Genomic DNA, 25,216 nt, shown 5'->3' on the forward strand with positions numbered 1-25,216 from the left:
AGCACGGGGCGGCGCCCTGGAAAACATCTATTCCGGGCTGTCCTGCAGATGCTCGCGGGCAATGGCCGCCCATTCGCCCGAGGGATCGAGCTGCAAATAACGCTGCCATTGCATGCGCGCCGCCTCCCGCATGCCGAGTTTCTCATAAACCACGGCGAGGTTGAAAATCGCGGGTTCATATTCGGGGAAGAGGGTGAGGGCGCGCTGATAAAGTTGCAGTGCCTTGCCGGTCTCCCCCAACTCATCGTAGAGGTTGGCGAGATTGTAGCAGACGAGATGGTTGTTCTCATCCACCGCCTGCGCGCGTTCGAGCAGCTCCGCCGCCCGCGGCAGTTCGCGGCGGTGACAGTGAATGTTGGCGAGATTGATCAGGGCTTCGACAAAATCCGGCTTCATGGCGAGCGCGTTTTCATAGGCGGCAATGGCCTGATCGTAGGTTTCGGGATTGCCATCCGCTGCATAACCCAGGTGGTACCAGTCTTCCGCGGTGCGCGGCAGCTCGGTGACGGCGGGTTTGGGGGTGAGCGCCACCACCGCGCCTTTGGGCTTGTACTCTTCGAACTCGAGCACCGTCTGCGGCGAGGGTTGCCGGCCGGCCAGAATGCGCTGCGCGATCGTGCGCAGGGGCAGTTTCTGTTGGAGCAGCTCGTCGATTTGCCGGAAGGTGAGCAGATCTTTGAACTCGTAGTAGTGTTCGGCGTTGGTTTTGACCGCGGGCGTGAACAGGCCCCAATGCGCGAAGTAACGCACCAGATCCGGCCGCAGCCGCGGAAACACGCGTTGAATGCGGGCCAGGGAATAGAATTTTTTCTCGAGTGCGGCTCTGCTTTCCTGGCCGGTCATTTCGAGGAATTCGGCTTCGGAGAGAATGCGGATACGGCCGCCGCTGGCATTGATCGCCTCCGCACGCTTGAGCTTGTTGCTCTTCACGATGTTGGCGAGATAGCCCTCCTCGCCGATCACCAGCATGGTGGTTTCCCTGGTGACGCGCGGCGGCGCCTGGCCGCCCAGGCGGCGCACCAATTCCTGCGCCTGCCGTCGTGAAAATGCGAAGAGCTTGCCCGTAAACACCACCACGGCGCCGGCAAGAAGTTTGGAGTCAGCGTGATTGGACATGTCCTGGCATCAGCTCCCTTCCTCCAGATGGGCCTGACATGAAAAAACCACACGGATCCTTATCTCCATGTGGTTGGTGGTTGCGCCCGTACCGCCAATGAGAAGTGGCGAGTCGAATTTGTCGTGTCGCGGGAGAGGTTATTCCTCATCCGTGCCGGTTTTGCGGCGCGGTTTTTTGGCAACCGGCGGTGCTTTTTCCATGCCGCGGCGGACGGTTCCGCCGTTGCCCGACAACGGCGAGGCATAGGTGGCAGCCCTCTCCACTTCCTTCATCTGGGCAGCAGCCTGCAGCCTGGCAACCTTCTCCTTGATCAGGGCCAGCAGTTTTTCCTGATACCCATCCTTGAAATTTTTGGCGCGGAATTTTTTGGTGTGTTTGTCGATCAGGGCGGCCGCCATTTGAATGCCCTCTTTGTTTTTCTTGAGGCCGCCGTTGACCTCGTCGAGTTGGGCGGTATCCCGCAGTTCATTGTCATAGCGCAGCGTCGAGACAACGATGAGATTCTCCCGCACCCATAACGCCACCAACTGCTGCTTGCGGTTCATTACCATTTGTCCGATCCCGAATTTGCCGGAGGGGCGCATGGCTTCGCGCAGATTGCAGAAGGCCTCGGCCGCCAGCGGGCCGTCGGGCGCCAGATAATAGGGCGTGTCGAAGCGCAGCGGTTCGAGCGCGGCCTGCTCCACGAAGAAGAAGATTTGCAGCGTGCGTTGCGTTTTGGGCGCGAGCGCCTCCAGCTCGGCTTCGCTCAGGGTGACGAACTTGCCGGCTTCGTATTCATAGCCCTTGATGAGTTCATCCTCGAGCACCGGCCCGTGCAGCGGGCAGCGCTTTTCATATTTGATCTTGGACAGACAGGGCGCGTGCAGCAGGTTGAGCGAAATCTCGTGCGCTTGCGTCGCCGAGTAAATTTTTACCGGAAAGTCGAACAGGCTGAATTGCAGCCGGCCGGTCCACAGCGCTCGCATGGGTCGGTCTCCTTCGGGTTGGCGATTTTAAGGGAGAATATACCACAGCACGCGCAAGCAGCGGAAAATCCGCCATGATGGTACAGAAAAGCCTTCAGGATGTCAAGCGGGAATTTCCACGCTGGCGGTGGCGCGCTGTGGCCGCCGCCACCGTGGGCTGGCATCGTCGCGGAACCAAAGCCGTGCCGCGCCGGCCTATTCCTGCGCGTTTTCCAGGCCGTATTTTCCCAATTTGTACAACAGCGTCGTGGTCTTGATGCCCAGCAGGCGTGCGGCTTCCGCCTTCACCCCGTGTGCACGCGCCAGTGCCCGTTCCAGCATGGCGCGTTCGACTTCTGCGAGCGTCTTGTTCAAATCGAGGTTGTCCTCGCTGAGGGAAAGAATCGCGCCGCGATCTTTCACCAGTGGCGGCACTTCCGCCAGCGTGATGGTGGCATCTTCGCAAAGCACGGCGGCGCGCTCGAGCACGTTTTCCAGCTCGCGCACGTTGCCGGGCCAGTGATAGTTCTTCATCATCTCCAACACTGCGGGCTCCAGGCGCAGGCGGGGTTTGCGCAGCTCACGCCCCAGGCGCTGCAGAAAATGATCGGCCAGTAGCGGCAAATCCTCCAGACGCTGTCGCAGTGCCGGCAGCGTGATGGGCACGATGTGCAGGCGGTAGTACAAATCTTCGCGGAAACGGCCGGCCGCGACCTCCTCCTTGAGATTGCGATGGGTGGCGGCAATGACGCGCACATCGACCTGCACGGTTTCTTCGCCACCGACGCGCTCGAATTCCTTTTCCTGCAGGACACGCAACAGTTTGACTTGCAGATTCGGCGAGATGTCGCCCACTTCATCCAGGAAAATGGTGCCGCGCTGTGCCAATTCAAAGCGGCCGAGTTTGCGTTTGAGCGCGCCGGTGAAGGCGCCCTTTTCGTGGCCGAAAAGCTCGGACTCCAGCAGGGTTTCCGACAGCGCGCCGCAGTTCACCCGCACAAACGGCCCCTCGCTGCGGCTGCTGTTCTTGTGAATCGCACGGGCCACCAACTCCTTGCCGGTGCCGCTTTCGCCGTAGATGATCACGCTGGCATCGGTGGGGGCGACCTTTTGCAGCATGCGAAAGACGTCCTGCATCACCGGCGCCTGCCCGATGATTTCACCAAAATTGAACTGCTGCTCCTCCTGCTGGCGCAGGTAGCGGTTCTGTTCCTGCAGACTTTCGAGCTGGCGGCGCTGGCCGAGACGCTGCGTAAAATGTTCGAGTTTGAGCGTCAGCTCCTCCGGTGAAACCGGCTTGGTGATGAAGTCCGCCGCACCCTTTTGCATCGCCTGCACCGCCAGCTCGATGGAGCCGAACGCGGTGACCACCATCACCTCACAGCCGGGCCGCAGTGCCCTGACTTTCTCCAGCAGCTCCAGGCCGTTCATGCCGGGCAGGCGGTAATCCGAAATGATCAGATCCGCCGGCGCGGCGCTGAGCGCCCGTAGTGCGTCCTCGGCGCGCTCGAACGCCGTCACCTCATGCCCCTGGCGCCGGGCGACCTGCTCCAGCCCCTCCCGCATGGCGGCATTGTCTTCGATGATCACGAGCTTGAGTTTTTCAGACATGTTGTTGGCGCTCCACGAGTCACTCCGCCCTGCCGGGTCTCTGGTTGGGGGCAGCGAGGCCGTGCGTCAGCTCGCGGCCCATCCTCACATCGAAAATCCCGGGCTGGCCGGGATGACCCACGAACTGCACGAATCATGCCCGGGAGCATTGCGGGTGTATCACCGCCTTGTAACGGTTTTGCTTCACAGGATCAGCAACAGCCCGGGTGTTGCATGGAACTTCCCACCCAGTGTGTTGCATGCCACGGTGCAGTCGCGGCGGAGCTGTCCTGATTTCTCCCGCGGGGTTCGAGTTTTTCATGGCATCCTTTCATGCCGCAGCGTCAAACATCGCTCGATTTTCCGCCCGCAGCCGGCGGTTCCTGCGGCAGGGTCAACCGGAAGTGCGCGCCCTTCTTGCTCGGTACCAATTCAATGTGGCCGCCGTTCAATTCGGCAAAACGGCGCACCAACGCCAGACCCAGGCCGCTGCCCTGTGGCCGCGTGGTGAAAAAAGGTTCGAAGATTTTTTCCCGCAATTCAGGCGCCACCCCGGGGCCGCTGTCTTTGATTGAGAGTTGGAGACGGCCGTGTGCTGCTGCGGCACTGATTTCAAGCTCACCGCTGCCGTTCATGGCCTCGATGGCATTGCCCGCGAGATTGAGCACCATGCGGCGTAACTGCTCTTCATCCACCAGCGCGGAGGCGGTGGCGGCCACGCGCAGCCGCCAGGTCACAGCCGGATGCAGACTGTGCAAGTGGGTGTGCACGTCTTCGATGATCGGGCGCACGCGCACCTGCTGCCGGACACTCGGCCGCGGCCGGGCATAATCGAGAAAATCGCGCACGGTGTTTTCCAGCCGCCGCACTTCGGCGCGAATGCGCTGCACCTGCGGCTTGAGCGCTGCCGGCGCGTCGCTCTCCAGCATGCCGGCAAACAACTCGATGCCGCCGAGCGGATTACGAATCTCATGCGCCACGCCGGCCAGCATCAGGTGCAGGTTTTGTTCGCGGTTGACGATCGCGGTGTGCATTTGCTGCATGGTCTGCGCCAGAAAGCGAATCTCCTCGGTGCCCTTCACCTCGAACGACACGGAGGGTGCGCCGTGGCCGATGGCTTGCGCTGCCGCGCGCAAGCGCTCCAGCGGCGACGTCAGGCGTTGCGCAAAGATGATGCCGCTGAGTGCGGCCGCCAGCAGGCCGAGCGCGGCTATGCTCCACAACACCCGCTGCATCTCGGCGACGGCAGCAAGACTGGCGGCGCTGCCTTCGATGCCCACCAGTGCGCGCACCTCCCCGCCCTCGGTGAGCGGTGCATAGGCCGCTTTGAAGGGCCGTTGCTGCGCATCAAAGAACAGTTTCGCCGCACATGGCCAGCCGTGCCAGGCACGCATCATTTCCTCCCGATCGAAACGCAGCCGCACATATTCGCTGCCAATGGCCAGCTCGCTGCGACTGTCAAACAGCAGGCGGGAGTCGCGATCGCAGATCACCAAACGGTTGAGTTTGCCCGCCGCCAGCAGGGGCGCGCAAGCCTGCCGCAGCGCCTGCACGGTGCGTGAGGCTTCATCGCCGGGAACCAGGCTGATGACCGGGGTCACGCCGCTGGCAGAGGCAACGAGTTGTGCGCCGCTGACCGCCAGCGCCACCAGTTTGTCAGCCAGCTCGCTTTCGATCTGGGCGCGCATGCGTCCGTGCAGATAAAAACCCGCCAGCGCCAGCAGCGTGCCCACCTGTAGAATGAGAAAGAGAATGAGTTGTGTGCGAATGCGTGGACGGAACATGAGCTCAGATGCCAGTTGCCGCCATGCCGCGCGGGCGGCTGAAAAGAACGGCTGGCGGCGTGCTGCGACTGAAAAAAACACCGCGCCGTCGCAAGGCTGGCTAAAAAGAAGCACATGCCATGCAGGAATCCGGCCACCGGCCAGCCGGGCTTCACGGGCTGCCGGCAGCATGGCGGCGGCCAAAGATCAAATACAATCCCGCCAGGATCAACACCACCGGCCAGTAGGCCCGCAACTCCGAAAACGGACCAAAAATGATCAGGAAGAGCGCAGCCATGCCGGTCAGGATGATGCCGGGAAGCAGCAGCCCGCGCTCGCGCCCGCCGAGAAAGTACATCAGGAGAAAACCCATACCCGGGCCAAGAATGAAGATCGGCCACAGGCTGCCCATGTGATCCCAGCGCCCGCTCCAGGTGCAGTAAAGAAAAAGCAGACCCTGACTGATCAGGATGGCGGCCGGCATGAGGAAGCCGTAGTACCGCCGGTTGGACAGGTAGGGAAACAGAAAGATCACGCCGCCGATGATGAGCCACAGCGGCCACCATTCCTCCCAGTACATTCTGACAACATTCCCCGCCAGAAAAGCCAGGCCCAGCACAATCAGCAGGCCGCCAGCGACCAAAGATGAACGATTCATGATACGACCCTCGCAACCGGCATGACTACCGTTTTGGTTTGATGGGTGTCCGTTCCTCGTCGCACACTCGTCAAGAAATCCTGTGGCCACGGCCCGTTCGATGCGATAAAAGGCCCGTTGCCTGCGCAGCGCTCGTCGCAATGAAAAGCCCGAAGTCGCCGGGATGGAATATTTTCGAACCGGCACGTCGCGCAGCACCCGCAATTAAGGGAAAGGCCTTTTGAATGTCAAGCAGCTTCTTGCCGCACTGCCGGCCGGATGCGTTGCTGCTGCTTGCATTTGGCCGGTTGCCGGGCTATATTGCGCCGCAAAAAACCGGCTGTCACGCCGGCGGCACGCCCCGCGGCGCGCTGCGAGGAGGTTCACCCCCTCAGTTCGTCGAGGCCCCAGCATGATTGCAGAGCACGAATTCCGCCAGGTGATGGGCAGATTTGCCACCGGCGTCACAATTGTGACCACGCGCGCCGGCGGGATCATTCACGGCCTGACGGCCAACGCTTTCTGCTCGGTGTCGCTGGCACCGCCGCTGGTTTTGGTGTGCGTGAACAAGGCGGCGCAAAGTCATGATCTGATCCGGCAGGGTGGCTGCTTTGCGGTGAGCATTCTCGCTGCGTCACAGCGTGCCGCGGCTCGACGCTTTGCACGCGAAGAACTGCCGGCGCGCGAGCGCTTTGCCGATCTCCGGTTGCGCACCGCCATCACCGGCGCGCCGATTTTGGAGGAATGTCTGGCCTGGCTGGACTGCCGGCTGGTGGCAACGCATGAAGGCGGTGATCACACGATTTTCGTCGGTGAAGTTGTCGCGCTGGGCCAGAATGCGGACCTGCCGCCGTTGCTTTACTTCCGCGGCAGTTATCATACGCTGTGAGCCGGACATGGCTTTTGCGAGCGGGAAAGCAAGCACGCCGTCAGTTATTCTGTTCGAAGTCGAGCAAGACTTTTTTCATATGCAGAGACTCTGATTGCGAAATTCTCCCTTTTGCCAAAGGTGTCATGGCTTCTCTCCTCCCCCCACGAAAACGAACTCCCATGAAATGGCTTTTTCCGTAGGGATTTCTGCTTTCGTGGGCGGATTGTTTGTGTTTGATCCCGACACTAAAGGTTGAATCGCTGTCCCGCTGCCTGAATTTTACATGCTGGCTTGCTCTTGTCCGGAAGAAATGGCGTGTGTGACGTGCACCCCTGCCGGAGTTGACCGCACGTTGGCCTGCAAAATTTTTCATGCCCCACCCCGTGGATGGTTGGGCGTCGCGATCAAATCGGCGTTCCTCGCGGAGGGGATCAATCTGAGTGCAAAATCAGGTTGCCTCTGCGTTCATCGGCGAAAATCTGTGTTGTGAAGAAGTTCACGGGCATGATCGTTTTTCCGCGTGATTTGCATGCCGCGCGCGGCAGCCCCCCATGATGAAAATGAACTTTCGTCGTCGGGTCCGCCCCTGAAACGTCTCTTCACAGAAGCATTTTGGTGGTAACCTGAAACGGAGCCTTGATCATGTGGAAACGCCTTTTCCGGCGGGAATGGTTGCCGGCCCTGCTCGTCGCCCTGTCTGCCTGTGCCGGTCCGGCGAATCTGGCCAGACGCGAGGCCGGCGCCGCGATCACGCTGCTGCAAATCAATGATCTCTACGAACTCACGCCGGTGAGCGGCGGCAAGGAGGGCGGCCTAGCGCGGCTGGCCACGCTGCGGCGCCAATTACAACAGCACAATCCCAACACTTTCATGATTCTTGCCGGTGATCTGCTCAGCCCCTCGGCGCTCGGCACCGCCGTGGTGGAAGGCGAGCGGCTGGCCGGCCGGCAGATGGTGGCGGTGCTCAATGCCATCGGGCTGGACTTTTGCACTTTCGGCAACCATGAATTCGATCTGAAGGAGGAGGCGTTCCGCAAACGCCTGGCCGAGTCGCGCTTCACCTGGTTTTCCAGCAATGTGTTCGACCGTGACGGCCGGCCGTTTCCGGGTGTCGCTGAAAATGTGCGCTTCACCGTCGTCACTGCCGCGCAACAGCACGTGCGCGTGGGCCTGTTCGGCGTGACCATGACGAAGAACAAGCCCGATTATGTCAGCTTCAGCGATCCGCTGGCGACGGCGCGACAACAGGTGGCCAGGCTGCGCGGGCAGGTGGATATTCTGATTGCGGTCACGCATCTTCCGCTGGAAGATGACCTCGCCCTGGCGCAGGCGCTGCCGGAGATCGACTTGATCCTGGGCGGGCACGAACATGAGAACGTGCAAGTTTGGCGCGGCCCGGACTTCACCCCGGTTTTCAAGGCGGATGCCAACGTGCGCTCGGTTTACGTTCACGAGCTGCATTATGACCCAGCCGCCAGGCAGGTGCGGATCAATTCACGCCTGCAGCCCATCACCGACAGGATTGCAGAGGATCCGGCGGCGAGGGTCGAAGTGCAGAAATGGGTGGCGGTGGCTTTTGCCGCTTTTCGCCAGATGGGTTTTGCCCCGGAGAAACTTGTGGTCAATTCGCCGGTCGAGCTCGATGGCCGGGAGGCCGTGGTGCGCAACCACCCCGGTCTGCTGACCGATTTGATCGCCGCCTCTTTTCTGCGCGCCGCGCCCGAAGCGGAACTGGCGCTGTTCAACGGCGGTTCGATCCGCATCGACGATGTGCTGCCGGCCGGCCCGATCACCGAATATGACATCATTCGTCTTCTGCCCTTTGGCGGCAATCTCGCGCTGGTGGAAATGACCGGTGAGCTGCTCGCCAGGGTGTTGGAGCAGGGCCGCAAGAACAAAGGCAGTGGCGGCTATTTGCACACCGCCAACGTGAGTTGGGACGAAGGGCGGGGCCGCTGGCGCATCAAGGGCAACGAGCTGGACCCCGGCCACCGCTACAAGGTGGCGAGCAGTGATTTTCTGATCAGCGGAAATGAACAGGGCCTGGACTATTTGCAGCGCAGCAATCCCGGCCTCACCGTTTTGAATGAAAAGGTGGCGGAGATTCGCCGGGCATTTATTCTCCATCTACAGGAGACCTACGGCACGCGGTAGGGCCCGTGCTCTATTGTGAAAATTTCCGTCCCAACAAGTTCCTCCCCCGGCTGAGCAGGATTTCCCCAACGACGGGTGTCGAGTCCCCGGGAATCTCATGCAACGGCCGGATCATCGCGGGAAAATTTACTCAAAAAAGTTCACGATTTCGGATGAACTCTAAAAAGTTTTGCATTATTTGCGGCAGCGCCCTATTTTGTCGCGCTTTCCCGCCCGTTGCGCCGGGGAAGCAGAAGATGCCATCGTCAGGAGTTTTTGCCCTTCCCGGCCACCCATGAAACTTATTTCCTGGAATGTCAACGGCATTCGTGCCGTGCTCAAAAAGAATTTTGTGGACTTCGTGCAGACTGCCGCGCCGGAGGTATTGTGCGTTCAGGAAACCAAAGCCGGGCCCGAGCAAGTGAGTCTTGCCCTGCCGGGCTATCAACAATTTTGGAACACCGCGGAAAAGAAGGGTTATGCCGGCACCGCCATCTTCACCAAAATCACGCCACTTGCGGTGCACCCCGGCATGGGGGTGGCGGAGCATGATCGCGAAGGCCGTGTGCTCACCGCGGAATTCAGCGATTTCTTTTTGGTCAATGTCTACACCCCCAATGCCAAGCGCGACCTCTCCCGCCTGGCGTACCGCATGCAATGGGACGCTGATTTTTTGAAGTTTCTCACGCGGCTGGAGCGCAGGAAGCCGGTGATCTTTTGCGGTGATTTAAACGTGGCGCATAGCGAGATTGATCTCGCCAATCCCAGGGCCAATGTCGGCAATCACGGCTTCACCCCGGAGGAACGCGCAGGATTCGATAATTTCATCAAAAAAGGATTCCTCGACACCTTTCGCGAGTTCAACCGGGAGGGGGGACATTACACTTGGTGGAGCCAGATCGGCAACGCCCGCCGTCGCAACGTGGGCTGGCGCATCGATTATTTTTGCATCTCGGCGGCCCTGCGGCCACGTTTGCAGGCGGCATTCATCCTCCCGGAGGTGACGGGATCAGATCATTGTCCGGTGGGCATCATCATTACTTGAAGCTGCCGCCCCGGGCGAGGCAACGCCGGACCCGGAACGCCGGCCGCCATGAAAACTGCGGAGACGCTGAAGCTCCGCTCAGGCTGTTGCCGGAAGATTGATCGCGCAGGAACATTCCATATTTACCGCAACCCGAACAAGCATGACCGATACCCGCATCGAGAAACTCGCCGATCTGCTGGTCAATTATTCCGTGGGCGTGCGTGCCGGTGACCGCGTTGTCATTCAGGGTGGCACGCCGGCCGAACCGTTGCTGCTGGCGGTGTACGCCAGGGTGTTGCAGGTCGGCGGCCAACCGCTGCTGTGGCCCGAGCTGCCGGAAGCCAATGAAGTGTTCTATCGTCATGCCAGCGAGACGCAACTGCAACACATCTCCCCCGTGGAGAAATTGATTCGCGAAACCTTCGAGGTGATGATTCAAATTGACGCCGTGCCCAACACACGCGCGCTCAGTCACATCGACCCGGCGCGACTGGCGCGCCGGGCACAGGCACGCAACGGGCTGAACCGCACGTTGATGCAGCGCACGGCGCGCGGCGAGTTGCGCTGGGTTTACACGCTCTTTCCCACCCACGGCTATGCGCAGGACGCCGACATGAGCCTGCGCGAGTTCGAGGACTTCTTCTATCACGCCTGCATGCCGGAGCCCGAGGATCCCATTGGTTACTGGCAACAAATGGCCGCCGCGCAGGATGAAATCATCGCCTGGCTGAAAGGCAAAAAAAGCGTGCGGGTGAAAGCGCCGGAGACCGATCTGCGCCTGAGCATTGCCGGCCGGCCGTTCATCAACTGCGCCGGCACCTTCAATCTGCCCGACGGCGAGGTGTTCACCGCACCGGTGGAAGACAGCGTGACGGGCCACGTCTGCTTCTCCTATCCCGCCATTTATCACGACCAGGAAGTTTCCGGCGTGCGGTTGTGGTTCGAGGCGGGCCGGGTGGTGCGTGCCACCGCCGAGAGGAATGAAGCGCTGCTGCTTGCCATTCTCGACACCGATGCGGGCGCACGGCGGGTGGGCGAGTTTGCCATAGCGACCAATCCCGGGATCACCCGTTTCACACGGCAGATTTTGTTCGATGAAAAGATCGGCGGGACTTTTCACCTGGCGCTGGGCGCCAGTTATCCAGAATCTGGTGGCGTCAATGAATCCGCAATTCACTGGGACATGATTTGCGATTTGCGCCACGGCGGGGAGATTTGGGTGGATGATGAGCTGATTTATCGCAACGGCAAGTTTCTCCTGAGGGGCAAGTCTCTCGCTTTCATCAACAGAAACCGATAGGGAAAGGAGTCATTCTCATGCCCATCAGTCGTTTTTCCGATGCTCTGCTGCTGGCCGGTGTTCTTCTGCTGGCAGCCTGTCAGAAGCAACCGCCCGCTTCGCAGGCCGTGCCCGCGGTGGCGGCCGAATCCGCCCGGCTGCCGCTCGAGGTGGGCGTGTCACTGCCGCTGGATTTGCACATGCAAGTGGTGGATCGCTCACCCGACGGCACGGCCCGGATTCAGACAACGTTTTCACCGCGCCTGGCGCAGGCCCGGGTGGCTCTCACCATCACGCTGCCGGAAAAGTACGAATTGCTCAGCGGCAAACTCAACTGGGAAGGCAGTCTCAAACGCGGTGAAACCGCCATTTTGGATTTGAGTGTGCGGCCGCGGGAGACCACGCCGCGCTTCGTGATTGCCCGGGCGGTGGTCACGCCGCCGGAGGGCCGTGTCTTCCAGCAGGGCGCCAGCGTTTATCTCGACCCCGGCCAACGGCTGGAAAAATCAGTGGAGATCCGGCCGGTGAAAGGCTACGAAGGAATCGAGAGCCTGCAGATTCACCGCCCCAACGTCGCGCAATGAGAAGGCTTTCCATGATCGCCTGGTGCAAATAAATTGCTGAATCCTGGAGAGAATCATGCTTTGCAACAAGATTTTTCGGTGGTGCAGTGTCTTCGCGCTGTTGGCAGCCGCGGCTGGCGTGCGTGCCGATTACAAGGTGACCGGCCGCTTCCTGTATCAGGATCTCGAATTCGACCGCAAGGGCTTCACCGGGGTACGGCCCGATAAGCCGATCCGCTTGGCGGACGTTTTGATTCTCGACACCAGCACCAACTCCGTGGTGGCGCGGGGTGCGACCGATCTCAATGGTGAATTCAGTATCACGGTGAATGACAACGCCATTCGCACCATCGCGGTGGTGGTGGTCGCCAACAGTCAGAACACACCGGGCTTGCATCAAGCGGTGATGGTGATGACCAGCACCAGCCGCAACGGCACCACCCCGCATGCGTTTGAAGGCGCCGTTTCGCCCAATCACAACCCCACGCAGGATTTCGACATGGGGACGGCGGTGGCACGGTATCGCGCCGGCGGCGAGCCGTTCAACATCTATGACAACATGCTGGACAATGCCGATTTCCTCAAGGCCATCGATGGCGCCCGGCCGCAGGCACCGATCAAGACCATCGTCAATTTTGACATCAAGCGGACGGATGATTTTGCTTATTACAGTGCCGGTGCCGGTCCGGGCGGGGGTGTTTTCCTGGGGCCCAAATACGGCTATGATGACACCATCATCCTGCATGAGCTGGGCCATTATGTCGAGCGCAACTACGGCGATTTCGACGATAACCCTGGCGGCCGTCATTTCATTGGCGACAGTGCGCAAGATCCGCGCCTCTCCTGGGGCGAAGGCTGGCCGACCTTCTGGGCTTCGCATGTGCGGCTGTGGCGCGGCGACAAGAACCCGAGTGTCTATCTCAACTCACTGGGTGATTCCACCCGCAATCGCCTCAGCTTCTCGTATGATCTCGAAGACCGCGAGGGGGAAGGTGCCTCCTCCGAGAATGCGGTGCAATCCGCCTTATGGGACATGACCGACGGCCCCGACACGCCCGATGCCACGCACGGTATCGATGACGAGCCGGGCTACGCCATGACGCGCCCCTTTGCAGAGACGTGGTTCGTCACTTCCTTCCTGATGTCAACCCTCACCGAACCGCAGTCGTTCGAAGACTTTGTTGACGCCTGGAATGCCGGCATCACCAACCCGCAAAGTGTCACGCTCAATGAAATGCTGTACCGCAATCACAACATACAATTCTTCCCGGACGAATTTGAAGATGACAACACGCTCGACCGGGCGGTACGGCTTTCTTATGCGCAGGTCGGCGGCGGCGTGGCGACGCATCACACCCATTTCCCCGAGGGAGATGAAGACTGGCTGGTGTTCGATGCCTTTGCCAGCGTAAAGTACATGGTCAGCACCAGCACCATGCGCGACGGCGCGGATACGTATCTCAGTTTGCATACGGCCGACGGCTTTGTCCTGGCGGACAATGACAATGTCGGCAACCCCACGCCCGGCGAGAACAATGCGTTCGAGCTGTTGCGTTCGTCGATTCAGTATCAGCCGGCGAAAAATGGACCGCTTTACATACGCTGCCGCCGCAGTACGGCCAACCGCAATGCCAAATTCGGAAACTACGATCTCCGGGTTTTGGCGGTCGAGGTGGGACCGGAGGCACCAAACCTGCAGGTTTCGCCTACTTCCGTGGTGGTGTCTGTGCGCCAGGGGGAAGAGCGCGAGCGCTTGTTGTTCCTCACCAACACCGGCACGGCCGACACGCTGGTTTACGAGTTGGAAGAACAGCAGCGTGACCTGCGCGTCTTCGATTTTCCCTGGCTGGCCGTCGCGCCGCTCCGTGGCCGCCTGAGTCCGGGGAAGAGCGACACCATCAAGGTGAAATTGACCAGCGCCGCGGCCAATCTCGGGCAAAACGTCGCGCGCCTGGAGATCAGAAGCAACGACCCGGACAATTCGGCGCGGCCGGTTGCCGTGGTGTTGAATGTCACGCAAGCCACGGCTGTGGCGGAAGAGCAGGCGGCTGCTGCATTGCCGCTCGCGTTTGCTTTGCAGCAGAATTACCCCAATCCGTTGCTGCTGTCGCAGGAAAACGGTGCACCCGCCATAACCCGCATCGACTTTGACATTCCGGCGCAGGCCGCCGGCGGGGTGGCGGTGACCTTGCGCGTTTATGACATCCTCGGCCGGGAAGTGCGAACACTGGTGCAGGAAGTTAAACAGCCCGGTCGTTTCACGGCGATCTGGGATGGTCGTGATCAGGACGGCGCATGGGTGCGCAACGGCGTTTACTTCTACAAAATCAGTGCGGGTAATTTTTCCACCGTGCGCAAGCTGATGGTGGTCCGCTGACGCTCGTTCGGCGAAACATGGTTGCTTTCCACCCCGTTGTGATGCATTGAAAAGTATTGCAAGTTGGTCTTTTTTTGGGTGGACAAAATGCCTGGGGGGAATGCTCCGGGTATGCCCACCGGTTTGGTCCAAAGGGGCGCGCCGTGCCATGGAAGAATCCAGTGATGGCTACCCGCTGTCGCGTATGCAGAAACATGCGCTGGTCCGGTTCTCCCTGCCTGGTCTTGCGCCAAGCGTTCGAAGTAGTCGGCAAGCAATGGGTGGGTTGGCCAATCCTCCCGGCTTTGGTCCCTCAGTCCTGTTGGGGGGTAGCACGTCGTGATGCTGGTTTGGCGATCCGCAAAGCGGCTTTGCTGTCCGCCTTGTTGAGCGCAAGGCTATTCGCGGCGCCGGCGGGTTTGCACACGCAGGCGCTGACGGTTGAAAATTTTGCGCGGGATGCCGGGGCGAGAGAGATCGGGGCTAACTTCTCGCTTTTCAGCCGGTGTGTCCGTGTGGCGACAAGGGGTAGTGTTGGGCGCGTTAAGGCTTGTAGAACCGGAAAATTACCTTGCATCCCACAGGGTTTTTTTATATCTTTCGCGGCTTTACAAACAAATCCCGGCCCCGATTTTGAACGTTTTTATCCGCGTCCAGCGGATATTTTTTCTTTGATCATTACATGTTTCAACAACTCGCCGGTCATTTCGAAGAACTCTTCAAGAAGCTGAAGGGCCATGGCAAGCTCACCGCGGAAAACATCGCCGAGACGTCGCGCGAGGTGCGGCGGATCTTGCTGGAGGCCGATGTTCATTTCCAAGTTGCCAGGAATTTCGTCGAAGCCGTCGAAAAGAAGGCGGTGGGCGCCGAGGTGCTGACCAGCATCACGCCGGCGCAGCAAATGATCAAAATTGTGCATGAGCAGCTCACCCTGCTGCTGGGCGGCAACGATACGCCCATGCGTGAGAGCAGCATTCCACCCACGGTGATCATGGTGGTGGGGCTGCAGGGCACCGGCAAAACCACGTTCTGTGGCAAGCTGGCGAAATTCCTGAAGGCGAAGGGGTGCCGGCCACTGCTGGTCGCTGCTGACTTGCAGCGGCCGGCGGCGATCGAGCAATTACGCCTCGTGGCAGAAGCCGCGGGCGCGGGCTTTTTCTCCCGGCCGAACTCCACCCCGCTGGAGGTCTGTAAAGCCGCCATCACCGAGGCGCGCCAGCGTCTGTTGGACATTGCGATTCTGGACACCGCCGGCCGGCTGCATGTCGATGACGAGCTGATGCAGGAGCTGGTGATCATCAAAAAGAATCTCAAGCCGCACGAGATTCTTTTCGTGGCCGACGGCATGACCGGCCAGGATGCGGTTAACACGGCGCAGGCATTCCTGCAGCGCCTGGATTTCACCGGAGTGGTGCTGACCAAAATGGACGGTGATGCGCGTGGCGGCGCTGCCCTCTCGATCAAGGCGATCACCAACAAGCCGATCAAGTTCATCAGCACCGGTGAGAAGCTCGACGCCCTGGAGAAATTTCACCCAGAGCGCATTGCTTCGCGTATCTTGGGCCGGGGTGACATCATCACCCTGGTGGAAAAGGCGCAGCAGGCGGTCGATCAGGAGAAAATGCGCAGGATGGAGGAGAAGCTGCGGCGCGCAGAGTTCACGCTGGAGGATTTCTACGACCAACTGCAGTCGATCAAAAAAATGGGCCCTTTGAGCCAGTTGGTGGGTATGATACCGGGCTTGGGGGGCAGGCTTCCCCGGGACATGGAAATCGATGACAAGGCCCTGGTGCGGGTGGAGGCCATCATTCAATCAATGACCCCGCAGGAACGTCAACGGCCGCAAATTTTGAACGGCAGCCGGCGGCTGCGCATCGCCAAGGGCAGCGGCAACAGTGTGCAGGAGGTCAATCGCCTGCTCAAGCAGTATGAGATGATGAAGAAGATGATGAAGAAGATCGGCGGGCGCAAAGGGCGGCCGTCACGCTGACCGGTCGATCCGCGGCATCGCGATCACCAACCCAAAATTCCAAACAACAATTACCCAACTCAACCGATGTAAGGAGGTTTGCTTTGGCCGTTCGTCTTCGCCTGAACCGGATGGGCAAGAAGAAACAACCGATTTACGGCATCATTGCCATTGACTCCCGCGCCGCGCGCGATGGCAAATATTTGGAGAAAATCGGCATCTACAATCCCCGCGTCGAGCCGGAGGCGGTGACCGTCAACGAAGAGCGTGCGCTGTACTGGCTCAACGTCGGGGCGCAGCCGACGGACACTGTGCGCAACATTTTCAGCCGGCGCGGCATCATGTTGAAATGGCATCTCAAGCGCCGCGGCGCGGATGACGCCAAAATCAACGAAGAGCTCAAGAAGTGGGAAGCATTGCAGGCTGAGAAGCGTCAGCGGCTGGAACTGGCGCGGCTCCAAAAAAAGAGCAGGAAAAAGACCGAAAGCGAAGCCGCGCCGCCTGCCGAGACGCCGGGCAACGCGGAAAGCAATTCCTGAAGGCTCGTCCGGTTGTGATGCATGCCGCCGGGCACTTGCAGGACGTGATGAGGTGGTTCTGATTCAACCCTTCTCGTGGGATGATCGTTCTCGCCGCCAGAGTGACATACTCTTCTCGTGTATGGTTGTACCGTTGGGCATGAAAGGGCGGGACACAAGTGGGTAGCCTCGATTGAATGGTGCGAAACGCAGATTCGATGTCGAGTTGAAGCGCGAAAATCCCTGCGATTCTGATCTGCTTTCGAACACGCGCAGACTCCAGAATCTCGAGGAACGAACCCAAATGGAGGGTTGATCATGAAGGAGTTTGTCGAGTTCATTGTCAAGCATCTGGTGGACAAGCCCGGCGAAGTCGTGGTCACCGAAGTGGATGGCCAGCACACCGTCGTTTTTGAGCTGCGCGTCGGGCAGGGTGATATGGGGAAGGTGATCGGCAAGCATGGGCAGACCGCCAAGTCCTTGCGCACCCTGCTGGCTGCTGCCTCGGCGAAAACCGGCAAACGGGCGGTATTGGAAATCCTCGAATGAGCAGATCCGCGCGTGCGTCGGTCCAAACTCATCACACCCGGTCATCCTGCCCGGACAACGCGCGGCAAGGTGGCGGCCGGGCGAACCGCTCGCGCACGCCGCCCTGCCAGAACTCCCGAAAATATTCCCCATGGCGGATGTCAAGCATGTCACGATTGGCGTGATCGTGCGCCCTCACGGCTTGCACGGCATGGTCAAGGTCCTGCCCGAGACCGATGATCCGGAGCGCTTTCGCCGCCTGGCTGCCGTGGAATTGCGGCTGCAGGGACGATCGTTGGGGACATTCCGGCTGGAGCGGGTCATCGTGGAGAGCCGCGGCGTGCGCATTAAATTTCACCAATTCGACTCGCTTGCGGCGGTCGAGCCTCTGCGGGGTGCGGAAATCGTCATTGCGCGTGAAGCCTGTCTGCCCACCCGCGAACACGAATACTACGCGTTCGAATTGCTGGGCCTGCCGGTTTACACCAGTGCCGGCCGGTTGGTGGGCACGCTCAGTGACATTGTGCCCTATCCTGCCAATGATGTCTGGGTCGTGCGTGATGCCGAGCGCCGGGAATGGCTGATCCCCGCCATCAGCTCCGTGATCAAGAGTGTCGAACTGGCGGTGCCGCGCATCGTGATCGAGCCCCTGGAAGGCTTGCTCGACGATTCCACCCGTTTGCCTTGATGGAATGAAATGCAGATTCACGTTGTTACCGGCTTCCCGAAGCTCTTCAGCGGCCCGCTGACCGAGAGCATCATCAAGCGCGCCCGCGAGCGCAAGGTGGTCGAGATTCTGATCCACGATCTGCGCGATTACACCACCGACAAGCATCGCACCATCGACGATTATCCCTACGGCGGCGGTCCGGGCATGATCTTGAAGCCGGAGCCGATCTTCGCCTGTCTCGATCATCTGCGCGCGCATTACAAGCTGAGCGGTGCGCCGATCATCCTGATGTCGCCGCAGGGCGAACGCTTTACCCAACGGCGTGCGAATGAGCTGGCCAGACTGCCGGTGATGGTGTTTATTTGCGGCCATTACAAGGGTGTCGATGAGCGGGTGCGGGAGCATCTGGCCACCGAGGAGCTCTCAATTGGCGATTACATCGTCACCGGCGGCGAACTGCCGGCGATGGTGGTTATCGACGCGGTAATTCGCCTGCTGCCCGGCGTGTTGGGCGATTGGGACTCGGCGAGCGGAGATTCCTTTCAGCAGGATTTGCTCGATTATCCGCATTATACCCGGCCGGAAGAGTTTCGCGGCCTGCGCGTGCCGGAGGTGCTGATTTCCGGACATCATGCCAAAATCGCCGAGTGGAGAAAAAGCATGGCGGAAGCCCGCACGCGCGAGCGCAGAGCGGATTTGTTGAAATCAAAATGAAAACAATGACGGTTTGAGGAGGTTATCCCAAATGAACCTTATCAATGCCCTGACGGCACAGCAACTACGCAACGATCATCCGGATTTCAGCCCGGGCGACACGGTGGCTGTGCACCACAAAGTGGTGGAAGGTGACAAAGAGCGCATTCAAACGTTTGAAGGTGTGGTTATTCAACGACGTGGCCACGGCATAAACGAGACCTTCACGGTGCGCAAGGTTTCAGAGGGTGTCGGTGTGGAACGTATTTTCCCCCTGCACTCCCCCAACATTGAGCGAATTGATCATGTGCGCCGCGGCAAGGTGCGGCGTGCGCGTCTTTATTATTTGCGTGAACTCAAGGGACGAGCAGCGCGCATTGAAGAAAAAAGGTAACCCCTTGAAGTTTTTGCTGGGACCGCCGGCAGCCGCAAGCTGCAGCCGGCGGTTTTTGTCAGCAGAGCGGGCCTTTGCAGCCGACAAAATGCTTGACAATCAGATTGCGAATATTTACATTGCACCGCGTTTTAAGCCCTGCACAAGATAATCCATTCTAACATACCTATCGTTGCGCTGAACCACAGTTCATCCATCCTCCTTCCGTATGGCCCGTGTTGAATTACGCGAGGTGAGCAAGGTTTATGACAAGGGCGTAATCGCCGTCAATCGTGCGAATATTTCCATTGCAGACAGGGAATTTGTCGTTCTGGTCGGACCATCGGGATGCGGTAAATCAACGACCCTGCGCATGATCGCCGGCCTGGAGGAAGTGTCCAGCGGAGAGATTTATATTGACGACCGCCTGGTCAACGATGTCCCTCCCAAAGACCGTGATATTGCCATGGTCTTTCAAAACTACGCGCTCTATCCACACATGACCGTTTTCGAAAACATGGCGTTCGGATTGAAGTTGCGCAAGTATCCCAAGGCGGAAATCGAAGCGCGCGTGAAGGAAGCAGCCAGGATTCTCGGAATCGAGCAACTCCTGGATCGCAAACCCAAGGCGCTGTCCGGGGGGCAACGGCAACGAGTGGCGGTCGGCCGTGCGATTGTGCGCAAGCCCAAGGTTTTTCTGTTCGACGAACCGCTCTCGAATCTCGATGCCAAGCTGCGTGTGCAGACGCGCATCGAAATCTCCAAACTGCACAGCCGGCTGGAAACGACCATGGTTTATGTGACGCATGACCAAGTCGAAGCCATGACCATGGGCGATCGCATCGTGGTGATGAAGGACGGTGTGGTGCAACAGATGGACACGCCGTTGAACCTGTACCACTACCCGGCGAATAAATTCGTGGCGGGTTTCATCGGATCGCCGGCGATGAATTTCATCTGCGGCAGGGTGGTGCGCAACGGTGGGTTGAGATTTCAGAGCGAGCGCTTGGCGTTTGCGATTCCGGCGCATTTTGCGCCTTCGCTGGACAACCATGTGGGGGAGGAAGTGGTCTTTGGCATCCGCCCGGAGGATATTCATCTGGCCGGCGACGTTGCCGGTCTGCAGGAGACCGCGGATGTCCCCGGCGTGGTTGAAGTCGTCGAGCCGATGGGCAGTGAAATCTTCTTGTATGTCAATCTTGGCGCGACAACTCTGGTTGCTCGCATCAACTCCCGCACGGAGCCCCCAATTGGCAGCCAGTTGCCCCTCACGTTTGACATGAGCAAATCCCACTTCTTCAGCGCTCAAACCGAAGAGAGCCTGCGGCCTGCTTAACATACTTCTGAACGATTCGCTGCGCGATAGCTGGAACCGAGGTTCCGACCGCTTCAATCTCACGGCGCGTTGTCGAAGAGGGTGAGCATGGTGGTCATGCTTACCTTGCAGTTTTTGTTGGTGGTGTCTGTCCGAAATCGCAGCCTCCAGCGAAATGTGTTCCTGCAGCGGCCCGGCCGTTGCCTCAAAAACCTCAAAGTTACCACAGCATTCGAAACTCGGGAACTCCGGCGCAGCCATCTCTGGCATGTTTCTGGATGGACACGGATCACTGCCAGTCGCCACCGTCTCCATGTTGCAGTTTTGTAAACGGTCGCGCCGCCGACAATCGGTATGACTGCTTGTCTCTCCGGTAAATGACTCTAACCGATACCAACGGCCGCCGTGCGCGGTCAGGGCAGGGCTACTGCCCGGCGAAGGAACCCAACCCTTCCCGGGCCATCACATTTCAAAAAATTTGAAGGACGAGTTATGGATATTGCTGAACTGAAAGCCATGAAAATCGCAGAGCTCAACAAAGTTGCACAGGAATTGAATGTGCAGGGCGCTGCGGGCTTGAAAAAATCCGATCTGATTTTTCGCATCCTCGAGGAGCAAACCAAGAAGGAAGGTTTGATCTTCGCCGACGGCGTGCTGGAAGTGCTGCCGGATGGATACGGCTTTCTGCGCTCACCGGACTATAATTACCTGCCCGGGCCGGATGACATTTACGTCTCCCCCAGCCAGATCAAGCGCTTTGGTCTGCGCACCGGCGATACGGTATCCGGGCAGATTCGGCCGCCCAAGGAAAACGAGCGCTTCTTCGCGCTGCTCAAAGTCGAGGCCGTCAACTTTGAAAACCCGGATGTTGCCAAAAGCAAAATCCTCTTCGACAACCTGACCCCGCTGTATCCCCTCAAACGCATCAAGCTGGAACACGACCCGCGCGATTATGCCTCGCGCGTCATCAATCTGATCAGCCCGCTGGGAAAAGGCCAGCGTGGCTTGATCGTGGCGCAACCCAAGACCGGCAAGACCACCATCCTGCAGAAGATTGCGAACGCCATCAGTGCCAATCACCCCGAGATCAAACTCATCGTCCTGCTTATCGATGAGCGCCCGGAGGAAGTCACCGACATGGAGCGCTCGGTGGATGCGGAGGTGATCAGCTCGACCTTCGACGAACCCCCGGAGCGGCATGTGCAGGTTGCTGACATGGTTTTGGAAAAGGCCAAGCGCCTGGTCGAATATGGCCAGGACGTTGTCATCTTGCTGGATTCGATCACACGGCTGGCGCGAGCCCACAATGCCATCGTGCCACACTCGGGCAAAATTCTCTCCGGTGGCCTCGACGCCACTGCCCTGGAGCGACCCAAACGTTTCTTTGGTGCCGCGCGCAACATCGAGGAAGGCGGCAGCTTGAGCATCATCGCCACTGCTTTGATCGACACCGGCAGCCGCATGGACGAGGTCATCTTCGAGGAGTTCAAAGGCACCGGCAACATGGAGCTGCAACTGGACCGACGCCTGGCTGACCGGCGAATTTTTCCGGCCATCGATATCAACAAATCGGGAACCCGCAAGGAAGAATTGCTGTTGAGTGAATTCGAACTCAACCGCGTCTACATCCTGCGAAAATTCCTCAGTGAGCTGTCTCCCGTCGAGGCCATGGAATTTCTGCTTGAACGCATGAAAGGCACAAAATCCAACGAAGAGTTTCTGCAGAAGATGAACTCCTGAGCACGCTGCCCGTGTCAGCCTCCCGCCGCCCGCCTGCGCCTGCTGGCTTCTGCGTGATGGCAGGCCAGCTCTTGCGTTTTCCCGGCATGTGCGACATCAATCATCCGCTTCAATCTGCCCAAAACACGTTCGCTTGGTGAATGCGTGAACCGTTTGGCCGGCATTCAAACTCTCCATGACCATGAAAATGCCGCAGCGCAGACTTTCAGCCCCCAGTCAGACAAGTGTCTGTACCAGTGGGTGTCGCACGCGGCATGACGATTAGCAGGCAAAACCAGCAGGACTCTCGCGACAGAACGAAATTCACGGAAATTTAGATTGACTGCCAGATGCGGATTATTTATATTTGCGGCGTTTTGTCGAGTTGAGTCGAGGGTGTAGCTCAGCCGGTAGAGCAGCGGCCTTTTAAGCCGTTGGCCGAGAGTTCGATTCTCTCCACCCTCACTTCTCGATGCGCGGCAGTTTTGCAGGATTTGCGCCCATAGCTCAACTGGCAGAGCAGCGGACTCTTAATCCGGAGGTTCTAGGTTCGATTCCTAGTGGGCGCACTGCTGAGCCTTCCGGGAAAGCAGCAGGGTCAATGTGCCAGGTATCCGCGCCGGGATGGCCTTCATGAATCCCGCCAAATGGCACCCTTTTAGATTTTAATGGTGGGGAAGAACAATTCATGCCGACAAAACCTCGCAAACGTCCTCAAAAAGACACACCGGTTCTCAGGAGACTAAGTCAGTTGGAGAAGCGTGTCGATGGCTTGTCTCAAGACCTTGCCACCTTCCGCAACCAAACCAACGAGCGCTTCGATTCCCTGCATCAGGAAATGAGTGAGGGCTTGCAGACCCTGCGTCATGACATGAACAGTGAGCTGAAAGCCGTCCGGCAGGAGATGGAAGAGGGGCTGCAGGCCGTGCGTCAGGAGATGAATGAGGGGCTGCAGGCCGTGCGGCAGGAGATGAAAGAGGGTCTGCAGGCCGTGCGTCAGGAGATGAATGAGGGGCTGCAGGCCGTCCGGCAGGAGACCGCTGCTAAAGTTCAGGCTCTGCGTGATGAGAGCTCGGAAAAATTTGGGAATGTTGTTGATGCCATGTTTAGGGGGTTCGCCAATCTCAGCAATCAAATTGCGGATATCGAAAAACGTGACGCACAATTCCGTAACGAGATTTTGACCATGATGGATACCGTGTTGCGACGTTACGAACAGTTTGAGCAGGAAAAGACGGCTTTGGGGGCGGCGCAGGATCGTTTGCAGGCTGCGATAAGTGATTTGCAGGCTTCCGAGGACAGACAAAACAAAGCCCTCGCAGAGCTGGAGGGCCGCGTCGCCAGACTGGAGTCGGCACAAACACAGACTTTCCCCTCACCATAGGCCCGCCGCAGGAACACGCGTGTCCATTTCGACTCCCGCCGGACGCGCGGCCCAGTCGTTCAAAAGTGTCACAGCTCGAATCCATCCCACGATCATCACCAACTGCGATACGGCGGCGTTACACCAGCGGCACGAGCGGGCCCAGCTCATCCAAAAACATTTCCACATGAAGCGGGGAGACGTGTTCCCTGCCAGTCATGCTGCGGCCAAATTGCAGCACGACCTGATTGCCGAAGCGCAGGCGCAGGCCGCGCACGTCTGCAGCCTTCAAGCCGCCGGAAGTGACTGGCAGGCTGTTGCCGAGGCCGTGCCAGTTTTGATCAAAGCGATGCGGGTCGCGCGTCTTGAAAAGATCCGCCAGTAAATTGGAGTGAAGTTGCACCACATGCGCCTCGGTTTCGACCATGTCGCCGGTGATCGAACCGATTTCAACCAAGTCGGCGCCCGCCAGGCGGGCGAACTTGCCGAGTGTGGTCATCGAGATGCCCTGCCGTTTGTTGCGGGCGGTGGCGGCATGCGAGGTGCGGTCCGCATAGATCACCAGATCGGGGAACTCGTTGCGCAGCATTTGCAGCATGCTGAAGCCACAGGCCTGAAAGTCGATCACCACTCCCTGCCCACCCTGCTTGATGACATAGTGTGTGCGTTGCAACACCAGGTCACCGGGGCCGCTGACGTTGGGAAAATACATCTTGGGCATGCCCGTCTTGTCCGCGCATTCGCCTGCCAGCGCCAGCATCGTGTTCACGCGGTCTTCGAAGGAGTTCGCAGGCATGTTGCGGATTTGCGGGCTGTCGCGCACGATGTCGCAGCCCCCCAGGAAGGACGCCCGCGCCTTTTCCTTGTAGCTTGCAAGCGTCAAGCCGACCTCCGGACTGATGAGCGAAGCCACCAGCGGTCGTGCCGGACTGCCGAAAAATTTGGCGAGCAACCCGCTGCCATATGTCGGGCCGCGAAAACTCTTGATCCACCACTCCGGAAAGCGCACATCCTGCAGCCGCAAGTTGGCGATCTTTTCCAAGCCGAAGATCTTACCGGCAATGATGGTGAGCATTTGCGGAATGTTGCCACCCTCGAACAAGTCGGCGGGGAAGGCCACCTGGGTGCCCTCTTCATGCACGGCATAGGCACAGGCGCGCAGACCCTGTACCATCTCTCCTCCGACCACATCAACAGAAGCTTTTTTGCACAACTCTTCGGCGGCCTCCATCAGGGTGTTGCGGGGCGCCGGTTCGAGATAATAGCTGCACAAAACCTCAGTGGGTTTGGGCTGGTGGGCTTTGTTGATGTAACTCATGCTGGTCTCCTGTCTGGCTCATGTTTGGGCAGAATCCGTCGTGTCTTGTTGGCGAGCGCCGGCTGCCGGCGCATTTTGCAGTTCCGCAATTTCCTTTTCCTTGCTCTCGAGCTTTTCCTCCAGGTCACGCAAGGCTGCGAGTTGGTCATGGGCCGCGGTCGCGAGCTCGGGCAGCCTGCCCTGCACATGCAATTCGTAGACCTGACCGCCAAGCGCGAGAAAGGCCTTCTCGAGGTCGCGGTGGATCAAATTTTTTTCCCACTTCAATTTGGCAAGCTTGGTGGCTTGCGCGGTCTTTTCTGAAGCCGTCTCCAGACCCTCGCGCAAAGCTTCGGTGCTGCTCTTGATCCAATCCCCGGCCAATTCCGACAAAGTGGTGGCGCTTTGCTGCAGATCCTTCGCAATCTTTTCCCACAGGCTCATCGTCACGCTCCACAGTTTCTGGCAATCGAACTTCGGCTGGCTGG

The 25,216-nt window shown here is 59.2% G+C and carries 22 protein-coding genes and 2 tRNA genes; 17 read left to right on the top strand and 7 right to left on the bottom strand.

Annotated features, from left to right (window positions below; translation table 11 throughout):
• Positions 1–27: 27 nt before the first annotated feature.
• The 5 genes from ONB52_08935 to ONB52_08955 all read right to left on the bottom strand — a co-directional run bounded on the left by ONB52_08935 (position 28) and on the right by ONB52_08955 (position 6,075).
• The gene (locus ONB52_08935) at positions 28–1,116 is read right to left on the bottom strand and encodes a tetratricopeptide repeat protein (protein MDZ7416269.1); all 1,089 of its coding nucleotides are present in this window, start codon (positions 1,114–1,116) and stop codon (positions 28–30) included.
• A gap of 138 nt (positions 1,117–1,254) precedes the next feature.
• The gene (locus tag ONB52_08940; GenBank protein ID MDZ7416270.1) at positions 1,255–2,085 is read right to left on the bottom strand and encodes a Ku protein; all 831 of its coding nucleotides are present in this window, start codon (positions 2,083–2,085) and stop codon (positions 1,255–1,257) included.
• Positions 2,086–2,280: 195 nt separating this feature from the next.
• On the bottom strand, positions 2,281–3,675 hold the full coding sequence (locus tag ONB52_08945; protein ID MDZ7416271.1) for a sigma-54 dependent transcriptional regulator: 1,395 nt from the start codon (positions 3,673–3,675) through the stop codon (positions 2,281–2,283).
• Positions 3,676–3,998: 323 nt separating this feature from the next.
• Complete coding sequence (locus ONB52_08950; GenBank protein MDZ7416272.1) at positions 3,999–5,438, bottom strand: HAMP domain-containing histidine kinase; 1,440 nt, start codon at positions 5,436–5,438, stop codon at positions 3,999–4,001.
• 151 nt (positions 5,439–5,589) lie between these two features.
• Positions 5,590–6,075: a hypothetical protein gene (locus ONB52_08955; protein ID MDZ7416273.1), complete on the bottom strand. Its 486-nt coding sequence runs from the start codon at positions 6,073–6,075 to the stop codon at positions 5,590–5,592.
• Positions 6,076–6,466: 391 nt separating this feature from the next.
• Here ONB52_08955 and ONB52_08960 point away from each other — a divergent pair, with 391 nt between their 5' ends.
• From ONB52_08960 to ONB52_09040, 17 genes are all read left to right on the top strand, one after another.
• Positions 6,467–6,943 (top strand): flavin reductase family protein, encoded by a 477-nt coding sequence (locus tag ONB52_08960; protein MDZ7416274.1) that lies wholly within the window; start codon positions 6,467–6,469, stop codon positions 6,941–6,943.
• Positions 6,944–7,567: 624 nt separating this feature from the next.
• Positions 7,568–9,079: a bifunctional metallophosphatase/5'-nucleotidase gene (locus ONB52_08965; GenBank protein MDZ7416275.1), complete on the top strand. Its 1,512-nt coding sequence runs from the start codon at positions 7,568–7,570 to the stop codon at positions 9,077–9,079.
• Between the two features lie 274 nt (positions 9,080–9,353).
• Entirely contained in the window at positions 9,354–10,103 is a 750-nt protein-coding gene (locus tag ONB52_08970) for an exodeoxyribonuclease III (GenBank protein MDZ7416276.1), read from the top strand.
• A gap of 142 nt (positions 10,104–10,245) precedes the next feature.
• Complete coding sequence (locus ONB52_08975) at positions 10,246–11,385, top strand: aminopeptidase (GenBank protein MDZ7416277.1); 1,140 nt, start codon at positions 10,246–10,248, stop codon at positions 11,383–11,385.
• Positions 11,386–11,402: 17 nt separating this feature from the next.
• Positions 11,403–11,948: a hypothetical protein gene (locus tag ONB52_08980; protein ID MDZ7416278.1), complete on the top strand. Its 546-nt coding sequence runs from the start codon at positions 11,403–11,405 to the stop codon at positions 11,946–11,948.
• A gap of 55 nt (positions 11,949–12,003) precedes the next feature.
• Positions 12,004–14,304, top strand: a complete 2,301-nt coding sequence (locus ONB52_08985) for a T9SS type A sorting domain-containing protein (protein ID MDZ7416279.1) — start codon at positions 12,004–12,006, stop codon at positions 14,302–14,304.
• A 661-nt stretch (positions 14,305–14,965) separates the two neighbouring features.
• Positions 14,966–16,273, top strand: a complete 1,308-nt coding sequence (gene ffh, locus ONB52_08990) for a signal recognition particle protein (GenBank protein MDZ7416280.1) — start codon at positions 14,966–14,968, stop codon at positions 16,271–16,273.
• Between the two features lie 83 nt (positions 16,274–16,356).
• Positions 16,357–16,791 carry a 30S ribosomal protein S16 gene (gene rpsP, locus ONB52_08995; GenBank protein ID MDZ7416281.1) on the top strand — a complete coding sequence of 145 codons (435 nt, stop codon included), beginning with the start codon at positions 16,357–16,359 and terminating at the stop codon, positions 16,789–16,791.
• 297 nt (positions 16,792–17,088) lie between these two features.
• Positions 17,089–17,319, top strand: a complete 231-nt coding sequence (locus tag ONB52_09000; protein MDZ7416282.1) for a KH domain-containing protein — start codon at positions 17,089–17,091, stop codon at positions 17,317–17,319.
• Between the two features lie 130 nt (positions 17,320–17,449).
• Positions 17,450–17,986, top strand: a complete 537-nt coding sequence (gene rimM, locus ONB52_09005; protein MDZ7416283.1) for a ribosome maturation factor RimM — start codon at positions 17,450–17,452, stop codon at positions 17,984–17,986.
• Positions 17,987–17,995: 9 nt separating this feature from the next.
• Complete coding sequence (gene trmD / locus ONB52_09010) at positions 17,996–18,682, top strand: tRNA (guanosine(37)-N1)-methyltransferase TrmD (GenBank protein ID MDZ7416284.1); 687 nt, start codon at positions 17,996–17,998, stop codon at positions 18,680–18,682.
• A 31-nt stretch (positions 18,683–18,713) separates the two neighbouring features.
• A complete protein-coding gene (gene rplS / locus ONB52_09015) occupies positions 18,714–19,055 on the top strand; it encodes a 50S ribosomal protein L19 (GenBank protein MDZ7416285.1) in 342 nt (113 codons plus the stop codon).
• Between the two features lie 208 nt (positions 19,056–19,263).
• Positions 19,264–20,370 (top strand): sn-glycerol-3-phosphate ABC transporter ATP-binding protein UgpC, encoded by a 1,107-nt coding sequence (ugpC, locus tag ONB52_09020; protein ID MDZ7416286.1) that lies wholly within the window; start codon positions 19,264–19,266, stop codon positions 20,368–20,370.
• Between the two features lie 471 nt (positions 20,371–20,841).
• The gene (rho, locus tag ONB52_09025) at positions 20,842–22,089 is read left to right on the top strand and encodes a transcription termination factor Rho (protein ID MDZ7416287.1); all 1,248 of its coding nucleotides are present in this window, start codon (positions 20,842–20,844) and stop codon (positions 22,087–22,089) included.
• 371 nt (positions 22,090–22,460) lie between these two features.
• Positions 22,461–22,533: transfer RNA gene (locus tag ONB52_09030), tRNA-Lys, on the top strand.
• Between the two features lie 31 nt (positions 22,534–22,564).
• A tRNA-Lys gene (locus ONB52_09035) sits at positions 22,565–22,637 on the top strand.
• Between the two features lie 182 nt (positions 22,638–22,819).
• Positions 22,820–23,452: a hypothetical protein gene (locus ONB52_09040; protein MDZ7416288.1), complete on the top strand. Its 633-nt coding sequence runs from the start codon at positions 22,820–22,822 to the stop codon at positions 23,450–23,452.
• 118 nt (positions 23,453–23,570) lie between these two features.
• Here ONB52_09040 and ONB52_09045 read toward each other — a convergent pair whose 3' ends face one another.
• The gene (locus ONB52_09045) at positions 23,571–24,749 is read right to left on the bottom strand and encodes a RuBisCO large subunit C-terminal-like domain-containing protein (protein ID MDZ7416289.1); all 1,179 of its coding nucleotides are present in this window, start codon (positions 24,747–24,749) and stop codon (positions 23,571–23,573) included.
• A gap of 18 nt (positions 24,750–24,767) precedes the next feature.
• The gene (locus tag ONB52_09050) at positions 24,768–25,172 is read right to left on the bottom strand and encodes a hypothetical protein (GenBank protein MDZ7416290.1); all 405 of its coding nucleotides are present in this window, start codon (positions 25,170–25,172) and stop codon (positions 24,768–24,770) included.
• Positions 25,173–25,216: the final 44 nt, after the last annotated feature.

The organism is candidate division KSB1 bacterium (assembly GCA_034506255.1).
Lineage (GTDB): Bacteria > Zhuqueibacterota > Zhuqueibacteria > Zhuqueibacterales > Zhuqueibacteraceae > Coneutiohabitans > Coneutiohabitans thermophilus.

Bases quoted from the DNA above. Each gene is read 5' to 3' on its own strand.
- ONB52_09045 (MDZ7416289.1), bottom strand. From the start codon at position 24,749: ATGAGTTACATCAACAAAGCCCACCAGCCCAAACCCACTGAGGTTTTG.
- trmD (MDZ7416284.1), top strand. From the start codon at position 17,996: ATGCAGATTCACGTTGTTACCGGCTTCCCGAAGCTCTTCAGCGGCCCG.
- ONB52_08975 (MDZ7416277.1), top strand. From the start codon at position 10,246: ATGACCGATACCCGCATCGAGAAACTCGCCGATCTGCTGGTCAATTAT.
- rho (MDZ7416287.1), top strand. From the start codon at position 20,842: ATGGATATTGCTGAACTGAAAGCCATGAAAATCGCAGAGCTCAACAAA.
- ONB52_08940 (MDZ7416270.1), bottom strand. From the start codon at position 2,085: ATGCGAGCGCTGTGGACCGGCCGGCTGCAATTCAGCCTGTTCGACTTT.
- ONB52_08955 (MDZ7416273.1), bottom strand. From the start codon at position 6,075: ATGAATCGTTCATCTTTGGTCGCTGGCGGCCTGCTGATTGTGCTGGGC.
- rimM (MDZ7416283.1), top strand. From the start codon at position 17,450: ATGGCGGATGTCAAGCATGTCACGATTGGCGTGATCGTGCGCCCTCAC.
- ffh (MDZ7416280.1), top strand. From the start codon at position 14,966: ATGTTTCAACAACTCGCCGGTCATTTCGAAGAACTCTTCAAGAAGCTG.
- rplS (MDZ7416285.1), top strand. From the start codon at position 18,714: ATGAACCTTATCAATGCCCTGACGGCACAGCAACTACGCAACGATCAT.
- ONB52_08980 (MDZ7416278.1), top strand. From the start codon at position 11,403: ATGCCCATCAGTCGTTTTTCCGATGCTCTGCTGCTGGCCGGTGTTCTT.
- ONB52_08965 (MDZ7416275.1), top strand. From the start codon at position 7,568: ATGTGGAAACGCCTTTTCCGGCGGGAATGGTTGCCGGCCCTGCTCGTC.
- ONB52_08970 (MDZ7416276.1), top strand. From the start codon at position 9,354: ATGAAACTTATTTCCTGGAATGTCAACGGCATTCGTGCCGTGCTCAAA.
- ONB52_09050 (MDZ7416290.1), bottom strand. From the start codon at position 25,172: ATGAGCCTGTGGGAAAAGATTGCGAAGGATCTGCAGCAAAGCGCCACC.
- ONB52_08935 (MDZ7416269.1), bottom strand. From the start codon at position 1,116: ATGTCCAATCACGCTGACTCCAAACTTCTTGCCGGCGCCGTGGTGGTG.
- ugpC (MDZ7416286.1), top strand. From the start codon at position 19,264: ATGGCCCGTGTTGAATTACGCGAGGTGAGCAAGGTTTATGACAAGGGC.
- ONB52_08950 (MDZ7416272.1), bottom strand. From the start codon at position 5,438: ATGTTCCGTCCACGCATTCGCACACAACTCATTCTCTTTCTCATTCTA.
- ONB52_08945 (MDZ7416271.1), bottom strand. From the start codon at position 3,675: ATGTCTGAAAAACTCAAGCTCGTGATCATCGAAGACAATGCCGCCATG.
- ONB52_08985 (MDZ7416279.1), top strand. From the start codon at position 12,004: ATGCTTTGCAACAAGATTTTTCGGTGGTGCAGTGTCTTCGCGCTGTTG.
- ONB52_09000 (MDZ7416282.1), top strand. From the start codon at position 17,089: ATGAAGGAGTTTGTCGAGTTCATTGTCAAGCATCTGGTGGACAAGCCC.
- ONB52_08960 (MDZ7416274.1), top strand. From the start codon at position 6,467: ATGATTGCAGAGCACGAATTCCGCCAGGTGATGGGCAGATTTGCCACC.